This window comes from Spiroplasma endosymbiont of Apeira syringaria (assembly GCF_964020205.1).
Lineage (GTDB): Bacteria > Bacillota_I > Bacilli_A > Mycoplasmatales > VBWQ01 > Spiroplasma_E > Spiroplasma_E ixodetis_A.
On sequence record NZ_OZ026543.1, the window covers coordinates 36,354 to 61,283 of the forward strand.

General features: G+C 24.1%; 33 protein-coding genes. 29 read left to right on the forward strand and 4 right to left on the reverse strand.

Translation table 4 applies throughout. The features are described 5' to 3' along the window. The first annotated feature begins 9 nt into the window (after positions 1-9). The 4 genes from AACL02_RS00180 (at position 10) to AACL02_RS00195 (ending at position 3,569) form a co-directional block, all read left to right on the forward strand. Entirely contained in the window at positions 10-681 is a 672-nt protein-coding gene (locus AACL02_RS00180; protein ID WP_338975656.1) for a uracil-DNA glycosylase, read from the forward strand. A 110-nt stretch (positions 682-791) separates the two neighbouring features. Next, positions 792-1,739 (forward strand): hypothetical protein, encoded by a 948-nt coding sequence (locus AACL02_RS00185; protein ID WP_339041973.1) that lies wholly within the window; start codon positions 792-794, stop codon positions 1,737-1,739. 18 nt (positions 1,740-1,757) lie between these two features. Continuing rightward, positions 1,758-2,882: a bifunctional folylpolyglutamate synthase/dihydrofolate synthase gene (locus AACL02_RS00190; protein ID WP_339041975.1), complete on the forward strand. Its 1,125-nt coding sequence runs from the start codon at positions 1,758-1,760 to the stop codon at positions 2,880-2,882. Next, the gene (locus AACL02_RS00195) at positions 2,883-3,569 is read left to right on the forward strand and encodes a hypothetical protein (RefSeq protein ID WP_339041977.1); all 687 of its coding nucleotides are present in this window, start codon (positions 2,883-2,885) and stop codon (positions 3,567-3,569) included. 107 nt (positions 3,570-3,676) lie between these two features. On the opposite strand, the gene AACL02_RS00200 is transcribed toward AACL02_RS00195, so the two are convergent. Beyond that, positions 3,677-3,802, reverse strand: a complete 126-nt coding sequence (locus AACL02_RS00200) for a hypothetical protein (RefSeq protein WP_339041979.1) — start codon at positions 3,800-3,802, stop codon at positions 3,677-3,679. On the opposite strand from AACL02_RS00200, the gene AACL02_RS00205 reads away from it, so the two are divergent. The 3 genes from AACL02_RS00205 (at position 3,748) to AACL02_RS00215 (ending at position 5,901) form a co-directional block, all read left to right on the forward strand. Then, complete coding sequence (locus tag AACL02_RS00205) at positions 3,748-4,026, forward strand: hypothetical protein (RefSeq protein WP_339040486.1); 279 nt, start codon at positions 3,748-3,750, stop codon at positions 4,024-4,026. The two genes, AACL02_RS00200 and AACL02_RS00205, sit on opposite strands and share 55 nt — an antisense overlap. A gap of 6 nt (positions 4,027-4,032) precedes the next feature. After that, a complete protein-coding gene (locus AACL02_RS00210; protein WP_339041981.1) occupies positions 4,033-4,569 on the forward strand; it encodes an IS1595 family transposase in 537 nt (178 codons plus the stop codon). A 171-nt stretch (positions 4,570-4,740) separates the two neighbouring features. Continuing rightward, a complete protein-coding gene (locus AACL02_RS00215) occupies positions 4,741-5,901 on the forward strand; it encodes a hypothetical protein (RefSeq protein ID WP_339041983.1) in 1,161 nt (386 codons plus the stop codon). 191 nt (positions 5,902-6,092) lie between these two features. Here the strand turns inward: AACL02_RS00215 and AACL02_RS00220 are convergent, their stop codons facing one another. Continuing rightward, positions 6,093-6,848 carry an IS1595 family transposase gene (locus AACL02_RS00220; protein WP_339041985.1) on the reverse strand — a complete coding sequence of 252 codons (756 nt, stop codon included), beginning with the start codon at positions 6,846-6,848 and terminating at the stop codon, positions 6,093-6,095. Between the two features lie 11 nt (positions 6,849-6,859). On the opposite strand from AACL02_RS00220, the gene AACL02_RS00225 reads away from it, so the two are divergent. Genes AACL02_RS00225 through rlmB form a run of 3 tightly spaced genes read left to right on the forward strand, consistent with a single transcriptional unit; the run spans position 6,860 to position 9,117 of the window. After that, positions 6,860-7,018 carry a hypothetical protein gene (locus tag AACL02_RS00225; RefSeq protein ID WP_339041987.1) on the forward strand — a complete coding sequence of 53 codons (159 nt, stop codon included), beginning with the start codon at positions 6,860-6,862 and terminating at the stop codon, positions 7,016-7,018. Between the two features lie 14 nt (positions 7,019-7,032). Beyond that, the gene (cysS, locus tag AACL02_RS00230) at positions 7,033-8,364 is read left to right on the forward strand and encodes a cysteine--tRNA ligase (protein ID WP_338975648.1); all 1,332 of its coding nucleotides are present in this window, start codon (positions 7,033-7,035) and stop codon (positions 8,362-8,364) included. A 12-nt stretch (positions 8,365-8,376) separates the two neighbouring features. Continuing rightward, positions 8,377-9,117 carry a 23S rRNA (guanosine(2251)-2'-O)-methyltransferase RlmB gene (gene rlmB, locus AACL02_RS00235; protein WP_339041989.1) on the forward strand — a complete coding sequence of 247 codons (741 nt, stop codon included), beginning with the start codon at positions 8,377-8,379 and terminating at the stop codon, positions 9,115-9,117. A 35-nt stretch (positions 9,118-9,152) separates the two neighbouring features. Here rlmB and AACL02_RS00240 read toward each other — a convergent pair whose 3' ends face one another. Continuing rightward, the gene (locus tag AACL02_RS00240; protein WP_339041991.1) at positions 9,153-9,707 is read right to left on the reverse strand and encodes a hypothetical protein; all 555 of its coding nucleotides are present in this window, start codon (positions 9,705-9,707) and stop codon (positions 9,153-9,155) included. A gap of 279 nt (positions 9,708-9,986) precedes the next feature. Between AACL02_RS00240 and AACL02_RS00245 the strand changes: the two genes are divergently transcribed. From AACL02_RS00245 to AACL02_RS00335, 19 genes are all read left to right on the forward strand, one after another. Next, positions 9,987-10,727 carry an ankyrin repeat domain-containing protein gene (locus AACL02_RS00245; protein WP_339041993.1) on the forward strand — a complete coding sequence of 247 codons (741 nt, stop codon included), beginning with the start codon at positions 9,987-9,989 and terminating at the stop codon, positions 10,725-10,727. 113 nt (positions 10,728-10,840) lie between these two features. Next, entirely contained in the window at positions 10,841-11,098 is a 258-nt protein-coding gene (locus AACL02_RS00250) for a hypothetical protein (protein ID WP_338975645.1), read from the forward strand. A 107-nt stretch (positions 11,099-11,205) separates the two neighbouring features. Further along, positions 11,206-11,358: a hypothetical protein gene (locus AACL02_RS00255; RefSeq protein ID WP_174481447.1), complete on the forward strand. Its 153-nt coding sequence runs from the start codon at positions 11,206-11,208 to the stop codon at positions 11,356-11,358. A gap of 212 nt (positions 11,359-11,570) precedes the next feature. Continuing rightward, positions 11,571-11,753 (forward strand): hypothetical protein, encoded by a 183-nt coding sequence (locus AACL02_RS00260; RefSeq protein ID WP_339041996.1) that lies wholly within the window; start codon positions 11,571-11,573, stop codon positions 11,751-11,753. 194 nt (positions 11,754-11,947) lie between these two features. Next, positions 11,948-14,329, forward strand: coding sequence for a hypothetical protein (locus tag AACL02_RS00265; RefSeq protein ID WP_339041998.1), 2,382 nt, complete (start codon positions 11,948-11,950; stop codon positions 14,327-14,329). A 22-nt stretch (positions 14,330-14,351) separates the two neighbouring features. Continuing rightward, positions 14,352-14,849 carry an AAA family ATPase gene (locus AACL02_RS00270; RefSeq protein ID WP_339042000.1) on the forward strand — a complete coding sequence of 166 codons (498 nt, stop codon included), beginning with the start codon at positions 14,352-14,354 and terminating at the stop codon, positions 14,847-14,849. Positions 14,850-14,919: 70 nt separating this feature from the next. Then, positions 14,920-15,597: a hypothetical protein gene (locus AACL02_RS00275; protein ID WP_339043442.1), complete on the forward strand. Its 678-nt coding sequence runs from the start codon at positions 14,920-14,922 to the stop codon at positions 15,595-15,597. Between the two features lie 21 nt (positions 15,598-15,618). After that, a complete protein-coding gene (locus AACL02_RS00280; RefSeq protein ID WP_339042002.1) occupies positions 15,619-16,950 on the forward strand; it encodes a hypothetical protein in 1,332 nt (443 codons plus the stop codon). A 72-nt stretch (positions 16,951-17,022) separates the two neighbouring features. Continuing rightward, positions 17,023-18,120, forward strand: a complete 1,098-nt coding sequence (locus tag AACL02_RS00285) for a hypothetical protein (protein ID WP_339042004.1) — start codon at positions 17,023-17,025, stop codon at positions 18,118-18,120. Between the two features lie 177 nt (positions 18,121-18,297). Beyond that, on the forward strand, positions 18,298-18,447 hold the full coding sequence (rpmG, locus tag AACL02_RS00290) for a 50S ribosomal protein L33 (RefSeq protein WP_174481441.1): 150 nt from the start codon (positions 18,298-18,300) through the stop codon (positions 18,445-18,447). A gap of 11 nt (positions 18,448-18,458) precedes the next feature. Continuing rightward, the gene (gene secE, locus AACL02_RS00295; protein WP_339042006.1) at positions 18,459-18,890 is read left to right on the forward strand and encodes a preprotein translocase subunit SecE; all 432 of its coding nucleotides are present in this window, start codon (positions 18,459-18,461) and stop codon (positions 18,888-18,890) included. A gap of 19 nt (positions 18,891-18,909) precedes the next feature. Further along, complete coding sequence (gene nusG / locus AACL02_RS00300) at positions 18,910-19,542, forward strand: transcription termination/antitermination protein NusG (RefSeq protein WP_339042008.1); 633 nt, start codon at positions 18,910-18,912, stop codon at positions 19,540-19,542. Between the two features lie 178 nt (positions 19,543-19,720). Continuing rightward, complete coding sequence (rplK, locus tag AACL02_RS00305; protein WP_339042010.1) at positions 19,721-20,167, forward strand: 50S ribosomal protein L11; 447 nt, start codon at positions 19,721-19,723, stop codon at positions 20,165-20,167. Position 20,168: 1 nt separating this feature from the next. Beyond that, positions 20,169-20,849: a 50S ribosomal protein L1 gene (gene rplA, locus AACL02_RS00310; protein WP_339042012.1), complete on the forward strand. Its 681-nt coding sequence runs from the start codon at positions 20,169-20,171 to the stop codon at positions 20,847-20,849. A 178-nt stretch (positions 20,850-21,027) separates the two neighbouring features. Further along, entirely contained in the window at positions 21,028-21,408 is a 381-nt protein-coding gene (locus AACL02_RS00315; protein WP_339042014.1) for a hypothetical protein, read from the forward strand. A 19-nt stretch (positions 21,409-21,427) separates the two neighbouring features. Beyond that, complete coding sequence (locus AACL02_RS00320) at positions 21,428-21,793, forward strand: hypothetical protein (RefSeq protein ID WP_339042016.1); 366 nt, start codon at positions 21,428-21,430, stop codon at positions 21,791-21,793. 139 nt (positions 21,794-21,932) lie between these two features. Further along, positions 21,933-22,157, forward strand: a complete 225-nt coding sequence (locus AACL02_RS00325) for a hypothetical protein (protein ID WP_339042017.1) — start codon at positions 21,933-21,935, stop codon at positions 22,155-22,157. 48 nt (positions 22,158-22,205) lie between these two features. Further along, positions 22,206-22,928 carry an alkaline phosphatase gene (locus tag AACL02_RS00330; protein WP_339042018.1) on the forward strand — a complete coding sequence of 241 codons (723 nt, stop codon included), beginning with the start codon at positions 22,206-22,208 and terminating at the stop codon, positions 22,926-22,928. After that, positions 22,928-24,067: a hypothetical protein gene (locus AACL02_RS00335; protein ID WP_339042020.1), complete on the forward strand. Its 1,140-nt coding sequence runs from the start codon at positions 22,928-22,930 to the stop codon at positions 24,065-24,067. The genes AACL02_RS00330 and AACL02_RS00335 overlap by 1 nt, the downstream gene beginning before the upstream one ends. A gap of 120 nt (positions 24,068-24,187) precedes the next feature. On the opposite strand, the gene AACL02_RS00340 is transcribed toward AACL02_RS00335, so the two are convergent. Then, a complete protein-coding gene (locus tag AACL02_RS00340; RefSeq protein WP_339043444.1) occupies positions 24,188-24,880 on the reverse strand; it encodes an IS1595 family transposase in 693 nt (230 codons plus the stop codon). Between the last annotated feature and the right edge of the window lie 50 nt (positions 24,881-24,930).

Genomic DNA, 24,930 nt, shown 5'->3' on the forward strand with positions numbered 1-24,930 from the left:
GTGAAAGAAATGTATAATAAAACTTTATTTGTTGATTCCTCATGATTAGAATTTTTTCAACAAGAATATAAAGAAACATATTTTACTAAATTATTAGAAGATATTAAAAAAGAATATCAGACTTATCTTTGTTATCCTCAATGAGAAGAAATATTTCAAGCTTTTAAAATAACTCCTTTATCAAAGGTTAAAGTAATAATATTAGGTCAAGATCCTTATCATCAGCCAAATCAAGCTCATGGTTTAGCATTTAGTGTTAAAACAAATACTCCATTACCACCAAGTTTAAAAAACATTTTTCAAGAACTAAAAAATGATTTAAATATTGAAAAAGATAATGATGGTAATTTAACAACTTGAGCTAAACAGGGAGTTTTGCTTTTAAATACAACTTTAACTGTCAGACAAAGTCAACCTAATAGTCATTTACAATATCAATGAGTAACTTTTACTGATCATGTTTTATCATTTTTAAATTTAAACTGTACTAATCTTGTTTTTATTTTATGAGGTAAAAATGCAAGAAATAAAAAAATGTTAATTGACACAGAAAAACATTTTATTATTGAGAGTGCACATCCTTCACCTTTAAGTGCTTATAATGGTTTTTTTAATTCAAGACCATTTAGCAAAACTAATAATTGATTGATTTCAAAAAATAAAACTCCCATTAAGTGATAAAAATAAAAAAATACTAATTTTATTATATGTATTTAAGCAAACAATGTTATGATATATTTGTTAAAATTAATATAGTTTTAAAGAATATTTCGGGAATGGTGGTTATTTAAATGCCCAATAATTTAATATTTAATCACATATTTTCTCAACGATATGATTTAAATACCTTAAATTTATTTAGTAGATCTACAGCTATTTATTTAATTATTACTTTAAGTAGCATAATGTTAGCATATATTTTAATGAATAGTTTTTGAAAATGATTTGGTAAAGATAAATATAAAGGTGTTCGTTTTACTACTAAAAATATTGCTTATATAACAATGTTATCTTCGGTATCAGTTGTGGCAACTATTATTGTTTCTATTACGATACCCATTACAGTATTACCACCAATTAGAATTGCTTTTGAGGGTTTAATGATTAAAATAACCGGTTATATGTTTGGTCCAATTATAGGTATTATTTGTGCTGCAGTAACGGATATTTTAGTAATGTTATTTGTTCCTTCATATATTAGCATTTATTATATGTTTTGTATTATTTTCACTGGTTTTTTGGCAGGAATTGCTGGAATATTTAAAGTAAAACTAAAAGATTATCCATGAGTTATTTTTGCTTTAATTAATTTTTTTATTATTTTCTTTGCTGGTGGTGGCATGTATATTGTTATTTCAGGTAAGCAATCATCATATTCTATGTCAGGAATTGTTGTTAATAAATATGTTCTGGCTAGTATTATGGGTGGTGGTGGCATTATTGGCCTATTAAGTATTTATAGTGTTTTATTTTATTATTTATTGAAAAAAGAAATTTATAGAATTAAAGAAATTTTACCAATTATTTTATTAGCGGTAGTAGCCGAGTATGTAACAACAGTGCTTATAGCCTCCTATGCTGATATGACTTTATTTGATCCTAATGCCAAGGATTATGGAGTAACAGCAATTATGAGAATTGTGCAAGCGCCTCTTAAAATTATAATTAATTCAATTATAATTTATGTGACTTGAAGAACTGTTAATCCTTTAATTAATATTGATAATAATAATTATTAAATAAAGGATTTTAAAAATATGAATGAAGAATTTTTTAAAAAAATATCTAAATATTCAAATAAAGATTGTTTAAAAAAATTAAAAATTATTACTCCAAAGTATTTAAACAATAATATTAAGTATATTCATGTAACTGGAACAAACGGTAAAGGTTCAGTATCGCGTTTAATTTTTGCTATATTATCACAAACCTTAAAACAAAAAATTGGTTTGTTTACTTCTCCCCATATTGAGTTTGTTAATGAACGAATTATTGTTAATGATAGAATGATTAGTAATCAAGATTTAGTTCGTATTAGAGACTTGATTTTTGATGATATTGAATATTATCAATTAGGTTTTTTTGGTATTTTAACTTTAATTGCATTAATTTATTTTCAAGAACAAAATGTGCAATGAGCAATAATTGAAGTTGGGATTGGTGGAAAAATTGATCCTACAAATATCATTGATGCAACATATGCTATTATCACTTCAATTGGTAAAGATCATCAAGATAGACTTGGTAAAACTACATCTGAAATATTACATCAAAAATTGGGAATAGTAAAATCAACGACAAAAAATCTTTTTATTTCAGGTAATTTAAATAATAAATTAAAAAAGCAAATCGATATGGAAGGTTATAAACCTATATATTCTCCAAGATTAATCAATCAACAATACTATCAAGAAAATAAAGAATTAGTTTTAACAGTAATTTCAAAAACATTTTTAGAAATTAATATTAAACAAGCTTTAAAAATCATTAATAATACTAATATTAGATTACGATTTGAGAAATATCAAATTAATGATAAAACTATTTATTTTGATGCTGCTCATAATATTGATGGTATTAAAGCATTAATTAAAACGCTAAAAATTAATAAAATTATTCCTCAACAAATTATATTTTCTTGTTTAAAAAATAAATATCCACAAAAATTAATTAGTTGTTTAAAAAAAGTCTCAGATAATATTATTATTTGTAGTAATAGTAATTTAAATAGTATTACTGGTGAATTTTTTGATTATCAAAAAATGATTAAATGTAGCCCTCATAAAATAATTTTAATTACGGGTTCTTGTTATTTTTTAGCAGATGTTCTTAATTATTTAAGAACAAAGAAAATAATTATGATAAAAAAGGGTGGTAATTAAATGAATGTATTCTTATTGAATATAATTGGTGGAGTGTTAATTTTAATTACTTTTTTATTAATCACAGTTTTTGATTATAAAGATAATAAAAAAAAGATAAAGCAAATAAAATTTATTTGCTTAAGTGGAATAATGTTAGCATTAGCTGTTTCTTTAAATACAACAGGTGCTTTAATGTTAAAAAGTTTACCATTTTCTAAATATTTTGAAATTAAATTGGGTAATTTTATATTAGTTTTAATAGGTTTCTTTTGTGGTGGAATATTAGGTTTTCTTAGTGGTATTGCCAGTGATTTTTTAGGTTTATTATTTAGTACTGGTGGTGCATCACCATGTTTATTTTTTACTTTTACTAGTATTTTATGATGTATATTACCTTACTATTTAGTATTAAATTTTAGTAAAATTTATTATAGTAAAAAGACATTTTATTGATATTTGCCAATTGCTTATGCTATTACTTCATTAATTATTACTGGTACTGATCCTATTGCATTAAAAATATTATTTCCTGGATTACCCCCTTTATGATTAATTTATTTTCCATTAAGAGTTATAAAATATCCTATTGATTTAACGGTTAATGTTTTTTTAATTGTTACTTGTTATTCTGCATTAAAGAAAACTTTAAATTTAGAAAATCAATTTAAAAAATATTATTTCGCTACAGATCCGCAATCTTTATAATATAATAGAGTACCTGAAGAATAAACCAAAAAATAATTATTTAATTAAAATTTCTGATATTTTTTGTAACATTTTTAAATTTATCTCTTTATTGATAATATATTAAATTAATAGTAATTTTTTAATATTACTATTTTAATTTTCTGACTTCTCCCCACATGTACTTGTGGAGGGAATAATGAAACTGAATGAATTCAACAATGCTTTTCAAACTGAACAGCAATGTCTTGCATATATAGCAAATTTGAAAGAAAACAAATGTATTAGGTGTTTTAATTTTAATTTGAATACTTCTGATTTAAAAAGAATGAGATGTTTAAAATGTAATCAAACATTTAGCATTCTCACAGGCACCATATTTTCAAGGTCACAAACATCTTTAACATCTTGGTTTTATCTTATCTTTAGATGAATAAACACCAAACATGGAATTCCATCAACAGATATTGCAAAATAATTGGGAGTGACTTTGAAAACTGCTTGAAGAATGACTCATAAAATCAGAACACGTATTGCAAAACAAAAACCTCAATTTATTGTTGAAGGTACAGTGCAAATTGATGAAATGTATCTTTCACATATGGGTTTTAAAAAACAAGGAAGATCCTTGGTGAATAAAACCTTGATTGTTGGCATTTATCAAAAAACAACCAATAATTTAATTGTGAAAGTATTGAAAAACGCAAAGAGTAAAAATCTTTTGCAGTTTGCAAAAAACCACATTTCTTCAAAATGTCTTGTATATACTGATTCTTGAAAAGGATATTGCGATTTTAAATCAGTTTTCACTAAGCATGAAACAGTTAACCATCAAGATGGCTATGTTTCAAAAATTGGTGTAAATACCAACCAAATTGAATCAGTTTGAAAACATATAAGAAGAACATTTAAAACACATATCAAAGTTGCAAAACATCATGTTCATTTATATGCTAAAGAAGCTGCATATAAATTCAACAAGATACCTAGTTTTGAAACTGTAATTCTATTTTTGATTTAAAAATGTGGGGAGAAGTCCGTAGATAGGCTTTTCTCAGCATTTATGTGATAAAATTAAAATAGTACATAAAGGGAGAAAAGCCTTAATTTTAATAGCATGTTTATTTTTATTGATATAGAAATCATGTAAAATGATTGTATTAAAATATTAAAGATTAGGTGGTAAAGATATATGAAGAAATTACTAAGTAGTCTAGCAGTAGTAACTTTAATTGGAGTAACAAGTATAAGTGTCGTCACTTGTGGTGGAGAAAGACCTTCACCAGTAGAAAAAACTGATTTAAATACAGTTATTATTAAAAAGGAATTAGGTATTATTTACATTGGTCAATTGGACAAACCAAATAAATCTGAAATTTTAAAAGATATTAAAGATAAAAATAAAGAAGCAATTGATCTAACTGAAGATGATTTTGATATTAAAAGTTTTATTGACACTGCAAAAATCATTATTAATGGTAAAGGTACTTATAAAAACGAAGTTTCTTTAACTTGTACTATTACTAATTTTAAAAAAATTTCTAATTGAGAAGATAATAATGGTGCAGTTCATGCTCTAGTAAATATTAATGGTGTGCTTTATGTGGGAACATCAATTGCTAATAAAAAGGGAAATTTATATAAAATAAATACTAATGATATTAATGCTAAGATTGAGCCGGTATCTGGTTGAAAAGATACTAATGGTGAAGTTCATGTTTTAGTAAGTACTAATAATGGTGAAGTTTATGTTGGAGCAAAAGATACTAAAGGTGGAAAATTATATAAAATTAATAGTTATGATAAAGTTACTGATCTTACTAGTTGAACTGCTAGTAATGGTGTAGCTTTAAGTATATTAAATGTTAATGGTACAGTTTATGTTGGAACAATAACTAGCAATGGTAATGGAAGATTATATAAAAGCGATACTGGTGATACTTTTAAAAAAGTTTCTAATTGAAAAGATAATAATGGTGCAGTTCATGCTCTAGTAAATATTAATGGTGTGCTTTATGTGGGAACATCAATTGCTAATAAAAAGGGAAATTTATATAAAATAAATAGTAATGATATTAATACTAAGATTGAGCCAGTATCTGGTTGAAAAGATAATAATGGTGAATTTTCAAGTTTAACAAATGTTGATAGTACACTTTATGTATGAATAACAAATAATAATGGTGAAGGAAAAATATATAAAAGTAAAGCTGATAAAAGTTTTGGATTGATGCTTGATTGAGAGAATACTAATGGTGCAGTTTGAAGTTTAACAAATATTAATGATACTATTTATATAGGAACAATAACTTCTGCTAATAAAGGAAATTTATATATAACTGAAAAAAAATAAAAACATAAAAATGATATCTATCAAAAATTATGAAATTTCAAATAATTAATACTTTTTTAATTATTAATGATTCTCTTTGTTAAAGAGAGTTTTAAATTTAAAAAATTATGGCTTTTCTCCCTTTATGTACTATTTTAATTTTATCACATAAATGCTGAGAAAAGCCTATCTACGGACTTCTCCCCACATTTTTAAATCAAACATAGAATTACAGTTTCAAAACTAGGTATCTTGTTGAATTTATATGCAGCTTCTTTAGCATATAAATGAACATGATGTTTTGCAACTTTGATATGTGTTTTAAATGTTCTTCTTATATGTTTTCAAACTGATTCAATTTGGTTGGTATTTACACCAATTTTTGAAACATAGCCATCTTGATGGTTAACTGTTTCATCCTTAGTGAAAACTGATTTAAAATCGCAATATCCTTTTCAAGAATCAGTATATACAAGACATTTTGAAGAAATGTGGTTTTTTGCAAACTGCAAAAGATTTTTACTCTTTGCGTTTTTCAATACTTTCACAATTAAATTATTGGTTGTTTTTTGATAAATGCCAACAATCAAGGTTTTATTCACCAAGGATCTTCCTTGTTTTTTAAAACCCATATGTGAAAGATACATTTCATCAATTTGCACTGTACCTTCAACAATAAATTGAGGTTTTTGTTTTGCAATACGTGTTCTGATTTTATGAGTCATTCTTCAAGCAGTTTTCAAAGTCACTCCCAATTCTTTTGCAATATCTGTTGATGGAATTCCATGTTTGGTGTTTATTCATCTAAAGATAAGATAAAACCAAGATGTTAAAGATGTTTGTGACCTTGAAAATATGGTGCCTGTGAGAATGCTAAATGTTTGATTACATTTTAAACATCTCATTCTTTTTAAATCAGAAGTATTCAAATTAAAAATAAAACACCTAATACATTTGTTTTCTTTCAAATTTGCTATATATGCAAGACATTGCTGTTCAGTTTGAAAAGCATTGTTGAATTAATTCAGTTTCATTATTCCCTCCACAAGTACATGTGGGGAGAAGTCCGAAAATTATTTTGTTACAGATTGATATTCTTTACAGTATAATAGAGTATATGAAAACTAAACTTTATTAAGAAGGGTTAATTAAATGATTAAAATTTATGATAGTTTTTCACAAAGATTGCAACCGCTTGCCCCTAATAAAAAGCAAGTTAATATGTATTTATGTGGTCCTACTGTTTATAACTATATTCATGTTGGCAATATTCGTGGTGTACTTGTTTTTGATGTTTTACATCGTTTGTTAATTGATCAAAATTATAAAATAAATTATGTTCATAATATTACTGATATTGATGATAAAATTATTAAGAAAGCTGCGGATTTAAAAATAACAGAACAACAAGTTACTGAAAAATATACGTTAGCATATTATGAAGACTTAGAAAAATTAAATATTATTTCTCCTACAAAATTACCAAAAGTAAGTGAATATATTTCAAAGATTATTGAATTTATTAATAAATTAATTATTAAAGATTATGCATATGTTACTGCTGGTGATGTTTATTTTAAAGTTAATAAGTTAAAAGATTATGGAAGTTTGGCACATAAAAATATTGAAGATTTAATTCCAAATTTTAGAATTAAAAATTTAGTTGCTAAAGAAAATAATCTAGATTTTGCTTTGTGAAAATCAACAACAATAGGTATTAGTTGAAATAGTCCATGAGGAAAAGGAAGACCTGGTTGACATACTGAGTGTGCTTGTTTTGTTGAGGCTTTATTTAATGGTCAAACTATTGATTTACATGGTGGTGGTGTTGATTTAAAATTTCCTCATCATGAAAATGAACGAGCTCAATTTGTTGCAGTTAATAATAAAAAAATGTCAAATATTTGATGACATAATGGTCATGTTAATATTGCTAATGAAAAAATGTCAAAATCTTTAAATAATTTTATTTTGGTTAAAGAATTTTGTCAGCAATATCATCCAAATGTATTGCGATATTTAATATTAAATCGTGATCATCAACAACCAATTGATTTTAATAAGGAAACAATTGAAAATGGATTAGTGTCAACAAAAAAATATGAAAATGTTTTAAAACAATGAACATATCAAATATTTATTAACAATATAATATGTAATAATAATCATCATTCAATTTATTATCAACAAATTATTAAAAATTTATCAAATAATATTGATACAACCAATACTATTACTTTAATTGAAAATATGATTAAAAAATTAAATGAAGCACTTATTAAAAAAAATTTTAATGAAGAATTTCAAGAAATTTTTTATACTTTTACCTTTGCTTTAAAAATATTAGGATTTGATTTTAAAGTTGGTAATTATTCTGAAAAAATTAAAAATAAAATTAAAATATGAGAACAACTAAAAAAGGAAAAACAATACCAAGAAGCTGATAAAATTCGTCAAGAATTAAAAGATTTGAATATTATTTAAAGGAGCAAAATTATGGCATTACAATATATTTATGGTTATCACCCTATTATTGCTGCATTATCAACATCGTCATTAATAAAAATTAAAAAAGTTTTTTTAGTTCAAGATAAGTACCAAGAATTGAAAAAAGATTTAAAAAGTGTAAATATTCCTTATGAAATTATTAGTTTACAAGCAATGAATAATTTATTAGGTACTACTAAACATCAAAATATTGCTGCTAATGTTAAAGACTATCAATATTTTTCTTTTGATGAATTAATTAATATTGATTCAACATCTAAATTTTTAAGAATTTTAATTTTAGATCGTATTTCTGATCCACATAATTTTGGTTCAATGTTAAGAATTGCAGCGGGTAATGACTTTGATGGTGTAATTGTTTTAAATCGTAATCAATCTGAAATAAATGGTGCAGTTGCAAAGGCTGCAGCTGGTGCTCTAAGTATTATTCCAGTTTGTCAAGTTAATAATTTAACTTCCGCAATTAATAATTTACAAGAAAAATATAAATTTTGAATTTTGGCTGCTGCTAAAACAGCAAAAGCAATTGATTATTTTACTATTGATTGTAGTAGCAACTTAGCATTAATTATTGGTAATGAAGGTGAAGGGATAAGTCAAAAGTTATTAAAACATACCGATTATATTGTTCAAATACCAATAAGTCCAAAAATAGAATCATTTAATGCTAGCGTTGCTTGTGGTATTATTGCAAACTATATTTACGTTGAAACGTTAAAATTATCGTAAATTTTAAGAACTTATATTTTTTTAAAAAGATACTTTTATATTTTAGGTGTAAATGTTTTTTCTTTATTTATTAGATTTGGTTCTGAAAATTTTCATTTTTTTTCTTTTAAATTTTTGCATATATTTATTTGATCAATTAAATGGTTTTCTAATTCTTTACAATTGTTTTTAATATTTGTATAGTCAGAATTTATCTTATTTATTTTATTATTAACACATTTGTTTTTATCTTTAATTAAAAAAGTAAAAAATTTAATAAAAAAATTTTTATATTTATTTATTTTACTTTTTTCTAATTGTTCTATTTTTGTTGTTATTTTCTTTTCTAACATTTCTTCCAAAGCTCAAATTTTTGATCTTAGTTCTAAAATATTTGAAGAAAGTAATATTATTTTGGGAGTGTTATTATTTTCATTAGTTAATTTTTCTAATTCTTTATCTTTTTCTTCACTTAATTTTTTTAATTTTGATAATATTTTTTGTTCATTGTAGAAGAAAAAAAACTCGTTATTTTCAATATCTGTACTGTTATTACTTGGATAATGATTTTTTCTACGTTTAAATAAGTTTTTTAAAATATTTAAATACATCTGTTTCACATTTTCCTTTCAAAATAAAAAAACTCATTTACTTTTTATGAAAGTAATGAGTTAAAAAACTTATTATTAAGTTTTATAAATATTATATATTATTATAAAATTTATTTGTTAAAGTAACTATTAACATAAAGTTGATAATAACATAAGTAGTTTATTATTCTTTAAATTAATCAAATATGTAATGTCAAAAAATTACAAAAATAATTATTTTTATGATAGTTTTTTAAAAAATAAGTGATTTTTATTTTTTGAAAGGAAAATGTTAATAGTATGCAACTAGTAAATGAACTGTTAATTGAAACAGTTGAAGTTGGTGATTTGGAAGCACTTAAAGTTTTATTGGAAAATGGTGCTGATGTTAATTATGAAGATCAAGATGGTAATACGTCTTTAATGTTAGCTGCTGAAAGTGGTTTTTTGGAGGTAGTTAAAGTTTTACTGGAAAATGGTGCTGATGTTAATTATGAAAGTCAAAAAAATGGCAATAGACCTTTAATGTTAGCTACTAGAAGGGGTAATTTTGAGATAGTTAAGCATTTAATAGATAACGGTGCTGATATTAGTTATAAAGATTGTGATGGTAATACGCCTTTAATGTTTGCTGCTGAAAATGGAAGAATTGAAATTTTTAATATTTTATTATTATACAAAGCTCATGTTTATCATAAAAATCAAGGTGGTTTTACTGCTTTAACTTGCTCTATTAAAAATAAAAATTTAATAATAAAAACATTTAAAGAATTTCTAAAATTTAAAAATGAAATAATGATTTTTAAAGGAAATTGTTATGAAAAAATAATCTATATTATAAAGGGAGATGATGATAATTGATTAGAAAAAGAAGAATCAGTAATAGAGTCATTAGAATATTTGCAAAATGAAATTAAAAAATTAAATGAAAAAAATAATTCAAATATTGAAATTTTTTGACAAAAAGAAGTTATTAATAGTTTAGTATTTGATGAACTAAATTATTCATTACTACATATAGCGGTAATAAATGATTGATAAAAATTAGTAACTTATTTAATTAATAAATGACCAATTGATGTTGATTATAAAGATAACTCAGGAGAAATTCAGCATGAAATCACGCTTGTTTACTATTACAAAAAGAAATTGCTTTGACAATTAAAAATTATGATCAGTTAACTATTGAAAATAAAATGTTTTTAAAAGATTTTTTTAGTTTATCATCAAATTGAAATCAAAATCAAGAACAGGAAATTGACAAAGTGGCTAATGAAACTAGAAGAGAAATATTTAAGTACTACATACCACAAACAGAAGTAGAAATCTTTAAAGATAAGATAAATTTGTTAGATTCATCATCAATAGTGAGTCAAACAACTATTAAACGTGATTATGGATCAAATATGTAATATTAAGAATTTCAAAATTAAATACTAATACATCATAACTTTAAATAATTAGTTGATTAGTAATTCATAATTAGTTTGTTATTTGAAATATTTAGGAGGATTTAATTATGAATGATAATGAATTGATTTATTTGTATTGTATTGAAAACAATGAATTTGCTTTTAATTTTTTATATAAAAAATATGAATTGAAAAATGATTTTTTTTACGAAATATTATTAAAAAGTTTTTTGCTATTCCTTTGGAAACAAATGATTTAAAATCAACTTTTTATTTTATTTTTTTAAAGGCAATTTTTAAATTTCAAGAAAGAAAAAACAAGTCATTTCAAAATTTTTTATATTATGAAGTAAAATGAGGAGTATTTACTTATGTTAAAAGTTTTTTAAATAATAATCATAAAATTATTAATTGTGCCTTAAAATATAATGATTATTTATATCAAAAAAATGATTATGAATATACTTCATTTTTGGAAGAAGTTATTAGTATTACAAATTTTACTACTAATGAAAATGAAGTTTTAAAATTAAAGCGAAGAGGATATAATGTTCATCAAATTATGAAAAAATTAAATTTAATCTATAAGCAAGTTGATAATGCTGGAACACGAGTAAAGTTAAAATTAAAAAATAGTTACAAAAAATATATTTAATAAAAATTACTATGATAGAATTAAGACAACAATAAAATTTATATTTTAATTTTATTTTTTTAATTTTAAAAATTAATTTATAAGTTTTATTGTTATATTTATTATTTATATAATTTAGCTGTTGCTTTGTAGTGATTTTTTAATCATTATAAATTTTTTTTGTGTTTTATTATCGATTTTTGGTGGAGGAAATAATGTATAAAATTGGCATTAATCAAAATGAAAAATCAAATTATAAGCAAAAACCTAATGTTAAGCAAGAAAAAAAACATTGGTTTAAAATTTTTTCTTTGTTATTTGTTGTGGTTGTTTTAATTATTACTACTATGATTTTAATAATTGCAAATAATCAATGAAATAGTGCCATAAATACTAATAATTCCAAAAACTGAAATCCTAATCAAGATAAAACTTGAGAAGATTATTATAAGAATAATTGTCCAACAAATAAAAAATATAATTTGATAGATTACAAGGATAAATTAAACAATATTAGTTTAATATCTACTGATAAAAAACTAAAAAATTTTTATCTTAGTGATTTATTAAAAAAGATTGATAATGTGTTACAAATAAATAAAATAGATATTCCTAATAATTTTTTTGTACATTTACCAGTAAATCCAGCTATTAATATTAAAATTAATGATGAAAATGCACTTAAAAATAATTTTTCAATAAAAATACCATCTTATAAAGAAAAAATAAAACAGTTTAAAATTGAAATGAGTGTTAATCAATTTGGTAGTAATTATGGTTTGTTTCCTTGTGACTTAAATTTCAATTTTAGTGTTGAAAATGATGTTATTCCGGAAAAATTTAATATTTTTGATTTAGACAATAGAATTACAATTCCATCACAAACAGTAGTAATGTCAGATGCTACAAAAGGAACTAAAAATGAAATAGAATCTCAAGTTAATAAAATTATTGAAGAGAAATTTTTAGAAGAAATTAATAAAGAAAAATCATTATCAGATAAAGTAACAAAAAGTGATTTTGTTATTAATTATGATTCAATAAAAAATTTTGATAATTATATGGTAAAAAAGAAAATAACAGTTGTTATTTGTGCTAAAAATAGTAGTGAAATTATTAAAGGTCAATTAAATATTAATTTTAATGTTCAAGGTAGTTGAACAAAAAAATCATTATCTGTTATTAAAACAGTATTGGAAAATGATGAAAGTGTAATTAATCAATTAATAACTATTGAAGATAATACTAATGTTAGCAAAGTGGATATTGATAATCATATTGCTTTCCTTGTTAGTAAAAAAATAAATGAGTTTGGTAAGCAAAAATGACATCAAGATTTTAATGATCAAGATTATATTATTACTAGTAATGCGATTACTGGAAATTATCAAAAACCAAAATCTATAATAGTAACAATTGTTGGTAAAAATCAATTGCAAGATACTATCCAATTGATAATTAATCTAACAGCCAATAATACCGTAAAATCTTTATTTGCTATTAAGTCATCATTGGAAAATGATGAAAGCATAAATACTGAACAAATAGATGTTATTGATGATACTAATGTTAGCAAAGTGGATATTGATAATCATATTGCTTTCCTTGTTAGTAAAAAAATAAATGAGTTTGGTAAGCAAAAATGACATCAAGATTTTAATGATCAAGATTATATTATTACTAGTAATGCGATTACTGGAAATTATCAAAAACCAAAATCTATAATAGTAACAATTGTTGGTAAAAATCAATTGCAAGATACTATCCAATTGATAATTAATCTAACAGCCAATAATACCGTAAAATCTTTATTTGCTATTAAGTCATCATTGGAAAATGATGAAAGCATAAATACTGAACAAATAGATGTTATTGATGATACTAATGTTAGCAAAGTGGATATTGATAATCATATTGCTTTCCTTGTTAGTAAAAAAATAAATGAGTTTGGTAAGCAAAAATGACATCAAGATTTTAATGATCAAGATTATAGTATTACTAGTAATGCGATTACTGGAAATTATCAAAAACCAAAATCTATAATAGTAACAATTGTTGGTAAAAATCAATTGCAAGATACTATCGAGTTTTCAATAAATATTCAATGTCAAAATAAAGAACCAAATGAAAAAATTTTTAAAAATAACAATTTTAATGTTAAAGATTTAAATTCTATTGAATTATATCCAAATGTTCTTCCTAGTGGTGTAATATATCCAATTACTTTTAAAGATAATTCTATTTCACTTATTTCACTATTATTTCAAGAAGATATTAATGATATGAATAATTTTTCTCCTACTAATGACATTAATTTAGAAATGAATATAGGAATTAATATTGATGGCGATAACTATCAAATTCATTTTCAAAAGACAATTAATTTTGATATCATAAAAAAGATAAATAATATTGAACTTGTTAGTGTTTCTGAACAAAATGATAAATATCAGCATTTAAAAAACATTGGTATCATTATTAAATATGATGATGATAAAGAATATAAAATGCTTCAATCCTTGGACGTTAATATTAAAAATAATAATTTAACCTTTATTAATTTTAGTTCTATTGTCAAAATAACTTCACGACGTTAAATTAAAAACAAAGGTGATCAGTATGGATAAGCCTCTGGCAACAATATTAAGACCAACTACCGTTAATGATATAATTGGTCAAAGTCATTTGATAAATGATAAAAATGGAATTATTAATCGAATATTAAATGAGAAGTTTTTAACATCATTAATATTTTATGGTAATCCAGGAACAGGCAAAACCACTATTGCTCAAGCACTAGCTAATGATTTAAAATGTGAATTTGGAGTATTTAATGCTGCCATTGATAAAAAAGAAAATTTAGAAAAATTAATTAAAATAGCACAAAATACTAAACCTTATATAATTATAATTGAAGAAATACAACGCATGAATCGTGATCGTCAAGATTTATTATTACAATATTTAGAACATGGCAATTTTATTTTAATGGCTTGCACTACTGAAAATCCTTATTTTGTAATTAATCCAGCTTTACGAAGTAGATGTCTATTATTAGAATTAAAGCCAATTAGTAATGAAGAAATGTTATTAGGCTTAAAAAAAAATAATTACTAATAATTCATTTTTTAATTTTAATATTAGTGATGAAATTTTAGAAAAAATCTGTAATTTAGCAACCGGTGATTTACGAATAGCAATTAATATTTTAGAAATATTAATAAAATTATATCCTAATGAAATCATAACTATTGATATTATTAATGCTATTATGCCTAAAGCAAGTAATTGAAATGCTAAAGAGGGAAATGAACATCATGATTTAAAGTCAGCATTACAAAAATCAATTAGAGGCAGTGATGTTAATGCTGCTTTGCATTATTTAGCAAGGTTATTAGCAACTGGTGATTATGAAGTTTTATTAAGAAGAATGTTGATTATTGTTTACGAAGATATTGGACTTGCTAATCCCGCTTTAGCAATTAGGGTAAAAACTGCTATTGATACTTTTTGTCAAATTGGTATGCCTGAAGGTATAATTCCGCTTGGTTTAGTAGTTATTGAAATGGAACTTAGTGAGAAATCAAATAGTGCTAATTTGGCAGTACAAAAAGCATATAGTGATGTTTTACAAGGAAAAATATATCCAATTCCTGATTATTTGAAGCATAATTGATCTAAAACATTAAAAAAATCAGTAGGTAAAGGTAAATTATATAAATTTCCACATGATTATGCTAACGATTATGTACAACAACAGTATTTGCCAACAAAGTTAAAAGATACGAAATATTATCAACCAAAACTTCATAACATTTATGAAAAAAAATTAAATGAAATTTATAATAGATTTACTAAAAAATAAAATTCTGAGGTGCAAAATAAAATGTTAAAAAATAAACATTTATGGTTGGGACTTATTTTAACATTAGCAACCACTAATATTGTTGCTAACACTAGTATTACTAATAATTTAACAAGTATTAATAAATTAAAACAAGAAAATAAAAATAAAACTGAAACTAATGAAGTTGTTACTAATACTACGTATGGTAATTTAAGTAATAGTACTATTTTAAATAGTCAGGATGAAAATGGAATATATCATCTTTTTGATGTTAAAAGCATTATTGATAATCCAAGTTTAGAACCTTATGTAAAAGATATTTATATTGAGAATTTTAAATTAACTTATAACCCTGAAAAGATAAATAAAGATGTTATTAATGAGTTTGATAAAGAAATTGCTGCTATTAATTATAAAGAAGAACAATTAACAAGTAATAATGATTTGCAAATTTTTCAAAAACAAAACTTGAGCAAAATATCAACAACAGCTTATATTTCAAATAAAAAGTCTAAAAGTAATTTTACTTTTATTCAATTTGGTGGTGCTAATACTCATATATCATTAACTGGAACAAAAGGTATTATTGATGCAATTAAGAACTATGATAATTTAAGTGAAACATTGGGATTATATTATATTGCTCAATCTCATTCAAAAAATAGTAGGGGAATTTGTCTTGACTTTGTTAAACAATTTATTACTAAAAGTAGTTTAAAAAATAATGAGAGCACTGCAGAAAAAATTTCTGAAAATATTTTCAATAATATGATTGATAGTCCAAATTTAGAATCTGTTATTAATAATTTTTCAATTGAAAATAATAGTAAAAAGATAAGTATTAGATATTTAGTTGATAGTACTGGTAACATTATTAGCCTTGGATATTTACAATATAATAGCAAAAATTTGGATACTAATAATAATTTAACATTAAGTCATAGTTTTCCAAAAGATGGAGGAAAACTAATAGATTATAATTCAGAAATAACTACGCTTTTAAAATGAAGTGATTATGCTGATTCATGAAATCATTTTATGTTTTTATATCCAACAATTTTTGCTAATTCGACAGACAGTATAACTTATAGTGTTATGGATAATACAACAACAATTAAAAGTAATGAACTAAACTTTAATACCAAAAAAATTCAAGACAAAGATAATCAATTACCAGTTTGACGAGTAGTAAATCAGCCACCTGCAGGTCATAAATCACAAGGATTAGTTATTTATATATTTATGTGACATGATGAAAACACTATATATCAACAACTTAGAAGTAGTTCTATATCTCGTGCTTTTGATATTGGGCCATCTTTCTCAATAAATATTAGTAAGTGAACGATTAGTAATATTATTAATGAATAATTATGTATCATCTTATCAATAAAATTAAAAATTTAATTTAAAACTACTTTAACTATGAAAGGAATAAATAAAATGAAAATAAATAAAGAAGAAACATGAAAAGAAGTACAAAAAGTGTTGAATAATCTTCATGGTCCAGTTAGAGCAGGAGCATTAAGTGCACAAAATTGAAGTAATACGACAACAGGAGTTCTACTAACAATAGCAGGACTTAAGTCTGTTACTAGGGATAGTAATATTGAAAAACGTTACCAATTAATTAAAAGTGGAGTAGCTGATATATTATATGCTGCATTTGGTGGTTGAGTTATTTGACAAGCGTATAATTTAAATGAAACTGGTGGTAGTACAACTACCGAGCCAAATTTACCCACTTTTCCTACTTTACCACCAAATAATGAAAGACTTTATTCTGAAATTGCTGAACAATTAACAGAAGATGCTGTAAGTAATGAATTAACTCCAGAAATGATTTCTATTGCATTAAATAAATTATTTACTGGTACAAATGGATTAGTTAAAGTGCTTAGTGGAATATCAGGTTTTGATTTATATAAAATTCAAAAAGTAACAAAAACTATTGAATACTTAAAATCACTTACTACTTTTGCAACTGCAGGCATTAATTTTACAAATGGTAATATTGTGGGAGGAAATTTAATGTCAATTTCAGCAATGATGGATGTTAGTCATACATATTTTTCTACAATGAGTAAATCTAATACTTCAAATAGTAAAGAGGAAATTATTATTAAAATTATTAATGAAAGAAAAGAACACATTACAAAAAGTTTTTCTTTATATAAAGGTATTTTGAGTAATAAAGATTTAAAGGAAATATATGAGTATTTAGAAAAAAATAATTGAGATAAGTTTGAAATGAGACATTCAGATAAAACAATTCCTAGTTTTGTTAAACTCGGAAAAATAAAAGATTGAAGACCAACATTAACAATGTTTAAAGAATGAATAGATAATTATACTCCCGAAAATAAAAAGGTAGAATTAGTAACAGAGATTGAAGATAATAGTCAACAGGAAAGAATAAAGTTAAAAATTCCTGATTATGAGTTTGAGCCGGAATTTGTTACAAATGCAAATAATGATATGTCAGAAGTTATCATAGAACCTAATGAAAGACAACCACTTTTAGGAAGTATTAATAGTTAATTAAAATTATTTTTTATTTATTATTTTATTTTTTCTTGTACAATTATTTTAGAAATGATGAATTTTAAAGAAAGATTAAAAATTTAACTTTGTTTTTAAAATAAAAATATTTTAAAATTGACACTTATTTTAAATAATAATATAATTAAAAATGGTTAAATTTTCTAGGTGAATTTAATGAACGAAAAAATAATTTTAATTTGTACTGTGTGTTTAAATCGTAATTATCATACATACAAAAATAAGATTAAATATAAAGAGCGTATGGAACTAAAAAAATATTGTGAACATTGTCAAAAACATACTTTACATAAGGAATCACGTTAGGAGAAATTTTCATGAGTGCAGAAGACAAATCAAAAGAAAAACCAAAAATTAATCCTGAAAAATTTGCTCTTTTAAAAAGTAAATTTAATATTTTACGTAAAATTAAACCTTTAAGAACAAAAAGAACTTCTGAAGGAAAACCAAGTTTTGATCCACGAACAGCCGATAAAAATAAAAAGGTTAATATTAGCGAAATTTGAGAAAAAGAACGTAAAAATCGTACGCCTGAAGAACGTTTTTATTATAAAAAAGAAGCGAGAACTTATCATAAATATTTTTTCTTATACTTATCAAGAGAAATTAGAAGAACTCGTTGAACACCAAGAAAACAATTAAATAATAAATTTATTACAACAGTATTATTTATTGCTGTCTTAGCACTATTCTTTTATGGAATTGAGCAGTTATTACTATTTGTATTACCTTTATTAAAAATAATGTAAAAAATGGAGATGCCAAAAAATGAGCGAAAGAATAAAAAAAGAAACCCCTTTAGTGAAAACTACATCATTAGAAGAAACACATAAACATCGAATTGAGCAAGCACAATGATATATTGTTAATTGTAACAAAGGTCATGAAGATAAAGTTGCTGCTGATTTGAAAAATAAAATTGAAAAAAAATTAAATTTAAAAGATAATATTTTTCAAGTTAGGGTTGTTAAAGAAGCAATACCAGATAAAGATAAAAAAATAACTGAAAAAAATATTTTTCCTGGTTATATTTTTGTTCATATGATTTTAACCGAAGATACTTGATATGATATTCGTAATACAACAGGGATTAATGGTTTTATTGGTTCTAGTGGTAAAGGTGTACCACCGACTCCACTTTCTACTAAAGAAGTTAATGAAATGTTATATCGTAATTCTAAAAATTCATCACAACCTAAAGTTAAAGAGACAAAAAAAAATATTCGTGATTTTGAGTTAAATGATTTTGTTCATATTACTTCTGGTGCTTTACAAGGCCGAGAAGGACAAGTTATTAAATTAGATGAAGATAAGGGTGTTGCAACAGTTTCTGTTGATATGTTTGGTCGTCAAACCGAAATTAAAGTAGAATATGATAGTTGTAAAAAAATTAAAGTTTAGTTTAAATTATTTAATTTTTATGTAAAATAAAATTAAAATATATTTGACTACTAATTATAATGATGTTATTATTTGTAAAGTACTATTTATATATATAAATAGACTTTAATTATTTTTAAACTTGTGGAAGATTTATTCGTTTGGACCACAGTGAGAATCCATTTAGGAGGAGTTGCTCATGGCAGATAAAAAAAATATTAATCGTGAAGGTATTATTCAATTACCAGCTGGTAGTGCCAAACCAGGTGCTAGTTTAGCATCATTCGGTATTGATATGCCACGTTTTTGTAGAGAATTTAACGATAAAACCAAAGATCAAAAAGATGATGTTAATCCAGTTCCAATTCCAGTTTTTATTACAGCATATAAAGATAAAACTTTTGACTTTAAAATAAAAACTTCACCAACAACATTTCTTTTAAAAAGAGCATTGAAACTTGCAAAAGGTTCATCAAATGCTAAATTAACAAAAGTAGGAACACTTACTATTGCTCAAATCACAGAAATTGCTCAAATTAAATTACCTGATTTAAATGCTTATTCTTTAGAAGATGCAATTAAAATTGTTGCAGGAACAGCCAAGAATATGGGTATTACTATTGAAGATGGAAAGCAAGGTGTTTAATATGAATAGAAGTAAAAGATATCTTGCAGTTGCAAAATTAGTTGATAACACTAAAGTTTATCCAATTGATCGTGCTTTAGAATTAGCTAAACAAACTTCATCATTAAAATTTGATGCAACAGTTGAAGCAGCATTTCGTTTAAATGTTGATCCAAGACATGCTGATCAAATGTTACGTGGTTCTATTGTTTTACCAGCAGGGACCGGAAAAACACAACGTGTTTTAGTAATAACTACTACTAAACAAAAAGAGGCAATGGAAAGTCAAACTGATTTTGTTGGTGGTAAGGAAATGATTGAAAAAATTCAAAAAGGTTGATTTGATTTTGATGTTATTATTGCAACACCCGAAATGATGGGTGAATTAGGAAAAATTGGTAGAGTATTAGGACCAAAAGGGTTAATGCCTACAGCAAAACTAGGAACAGTAACAATGGATGTTCAAAAAGCAATAGCTGATATTCGTAAAGGTAAAGTTGAATATCGTGTTGATAAACAAGGTAATATTCATGTTATTCTTGGTAAAGTATCATTTGCACAAGAATGGTTAAAAGATAATTATTTAGCAATTCTTAACACTTTAAGAAAAGTTAAACCAGCAGCAGTTAAGGGTGCTTATATTAAAAATATAAGTATTACTACAGCAATGGGCCCTGGTATTAAAGTATTAATTGAAGAATAATATAATAATATAGAAAAAATCATTAGTAAAAGTACTAATGATTTTTTTATGTTTTTATTCATAATTTTTTTAATATTTAAAAAAATTTTACGCTATAATTTATTTATTGTGATAATACCAATTAATACATTATTTTGGTAAAACAATAAAATAATTAGGTAGTAAAGGAGAAACCTTAATGAAAAATCTTATAAATCTTTTTAAGAAACAAAATTGAGGAATAAAAATTGGCTTTGCCTCACTGGTAATTAGTTTGCTCTGTTTAGCATTAGGACTAATTTTAATTGCAACAGCCAATTTTAAAGCCCCAAGTGGAGGAAGTTCACAATATGCCGGAAATGGCTTTCATGCTATTTCTGTATGAGGACTTGATAGTTTTCTAAGCAAAGCTGGCTATGATCAAATGTGAACAGATGCTACTAGTGATAAACTTTTAACTTATCCTCTTGCGCAAGTAGTTGTCGGAATTGTATTTACAGTAATTTTAACTGCTATCTTTTTTGGTGTTAGTGTTTTATCTTTAATATTTGGTTATTTTAAACGTTGATTATATTCTTAGTGTTTAGTAAGTGTTAAATATGGATAAAAATGTAGAATATAAAAAATTTACATCTTGGGATTGAAAGCAAAAACTAGGATTATTCTTATGTATTTTAACTTTGCTTTTTCTAATAATTAGTTTAATACTATTTGGAACAGCTATTTTTAATGATCACTATAATAATTTTCTTGGTAACGGTTTTTGAAGTTTAAAACACTATGGTATTATTAATTTGTTTTATAATTGAGATCAACTAGATATAGAAGCGGCTAAAAATACTTATGTTTCTCATCCTTTTGAACAAGTTTATTTTGCAATTATTTTTTTAATCATTATTGTACCAATATGTTTTGTTCTTGGAGTTAGTTTATTAGTTAGAGGATGATGAAAGTCAAGAATTTAATATATAATTACTTCATAAATTTATTTATAGTAAAATTTAATAATCATTATTTCATTAAAAAGGGTGTATTATGATGTTTAATTCTAAAAAAATAATTGTTTTTTTACTAATAAATATTGTGTGAGTAGTAGTTTGGATTATGATAACTATTAGTTACGATAGTTATCGCGATCCAATTTTAAATTATGTACCACATAGTAACGATTATTTAACAAATGAACCAACTAATCAATTGGTTCCTAAAGCAAAAAAACCTAAACATGTAGTTATGGTGGGTATTGACGGTATGGCCAGTTATGCATTAAAAAGTGCTTATAGTCCAAATATGAACTATTTAATGCATCATGGTTCATATACATTGTAAGCACGTGATGTTTTACCAACTTCTTCTGCTGCAAATTGAGCAAGTGTTATGTTTGCTACAGATCCTATTAAGCATGGTGTTGTTGATCAAGATTTGTGGAATATTCATCATACTGTTCATGCTGAAGTAAAAGCTGATCAAGTAAGTATTTTTAGTTCTATTATTGATAAGTATGGTCCTTCAAAAAATTTATTTGGTTATGCTAGTGAAGGTGAAATGATTGCTAATTTTCAGCCCAAAGGGCAAGAAAATATAAAAACTTTAATTAGTAATAATGGTAATTATTATGCAACAGAAAATGATAAACAAACTTTTGAAAATACGAAAAATGTATTAATTAATAAACCTTTATTTTCATTTTTTTATTATGTTAATCCTGATTTAGCAGGTCATTCACGTGAATGAAATAGTGAAGAATATTATCAAGCAATTAGTCAGACTGATAAATATATTGGAGGTATTATTGAAAATTTAAAAGATTTAGAAATGTGAGAAGATACCTTATTAATTATTAGTTCTGATCATAGAGGTGTTTCACAATATCATGGTCATTCTTCTGATGCTGAACAAAAAATTCCTTTGCTTTTTGCAGGAAATTGTATTCCAAAATACGGAATTATTCCAGATAAAATTAAAATTTATGATATTCCAGCTACTATTGCTTGATTATTAGATATTAATTCACGACCAATAATTTGAGATGGTCAGCCAATTTTAACACCTTTTTTTGATATGACAAATATGTATGATCATAGTGAGGAGTTTAAGTAATGGATATTATCAATTTTAAACAAATTAACTTTCGAGATAATGGCATTAGATTACTTATTGTGCTTGCTACTATTTTTATTGTTTGAAATAATGTACAAAATGTTACTTTAAATATTGGTGGTAGTTTACATGCTTTTAATGCTTATTTTTGCTCACCAATGTTATTTGTTATATTGATATCATTTGGTTTTTTAAGTGCCAATAATAATTTTAGTTGAAAAGAGTATAGTAAATTAATACTAGCTATTATGATTTTATCTTTAATTACAAGTTTTATGTATTTAGATTTTTTTGCTTTTAAAGAAGGATATGTAACAACAGGTTATATGATAGGATTATGATTTAAATTATTATTTTTTGATTATGGTAAATGAATGATATGAATTATTATTGGTGGTAGCGCATTAGTAAAAGTTGTTACTAACCATTTTTCTTTAAGTAATAAAAGTTGAAATATTGTTAAAATAATAACTTTAGTTATTACTAGTATTTTTTTAATAATAGTTTTAATATTTAGTATTAACTTGCAACTTACTAGTAAGTTATATTGATATGATAACTTTAATTGAGATTTATTTTATGTATCATTTCGTGAGGGTGGATTTTTACAACTGATACCTGGGTTATTAGCTTTTTTAGTTGGTCTTAATTTTCAGTGATGAATAAATTGAGAAAAGATAAAAGATAATGTGGTTTATTCATTACTTAGTTTTTCTTTATTTATTGTTATTATTAGTTGTCGAATGATATTTTATTTTCCTTTAATTTATTGAGATATTATGGAAATTTTGCAAGCTTTATTTTTATTTATTCCTTTTATTATGTTAAATATTAATTATAATAAAATTTTAGCCTTTTTATTTCATGGTACTACTTTTATTTTATTTTTCCATATTGCTTTTAATAAAGTAATTAGTGTTGAATTTATGACAGGTTTATTATTGCGCTTAATATTTGGATTAAATGTTGCTAGAAGAGCAGTGGAATTTGTAAATAATAATTTTTTTGTTACTATAATTTACTCATTTGTTAAGATGTTAATTTTAATTTTCTTTTGTGCTTTTTTATCAAGACAGTATGTAAAACTATTTAAATTTAAAGTATTTGCTATAGAAAAAAAGAAAGCAATTATTCATTAAATTATTATAATTAATCTTTTTCTCTTATAATAAAATAAGGCTTTTCTCCCTTTATGTACTATTTTAATTTTATCACATAAATGCTGAGAAAAGCCTATCTACGGACTTCTCTCCACATTTTTAAATCAAACATAGAATTACAGTTTCAAAACTAGGTATCTTGTTGAATTTATATGCAGCTTCTTTAGCATATAAATGAACATGATGTTTTGCAACTTTGATATGTGTTTTAAATGTTCTTCTTATATGTTTTCAAACTGATTCAATTTGGTTGGTATTTACACCAATTTTTGAAACATAGCCATCTTGATGGTTAACTGTTTCATGCTTAGTGAAAACTGATTTAAAATCGCAATATCCTTTTCAAGAATCAGTATATACAAGACATTTTGAAGAAATGTGGTTTTTTGCAAACTGCAAAAGATTTTTACTCTTTGCGTTTTTCAATACTTTCACAATTAAATTATTGGTTGTTTTTTGATAAATGCCAACAATCAAGGTTTTATTCACCAAGGATCTTCCTTTTTTTTTAAAACCCATATGTGAAAGATACATTTCATCAATTTGCACTGTACCTTCAACAATAAATTGAGGTTTTTGTTTTGCAATACGTGTTCTGATTTTATGAGTCATTCTTCAAGCAGTTTTCAAAGTCACTCCCAATTCTTTTGCAATATCTGTTGATGGAATTCCATGTTTGGTGTTTATTCATCTAAAGATAAGATAAAACCAAGATGTTAAAGATGTTTGTGACCTTGAAAATATGGTGCCTGTGAGAATGCTAAATGTTTGATTACATTTTAAACATCTCATTCTTTTTAAATCAGAAGTATTCAAATTAAAATTAAAACACCTAATACATT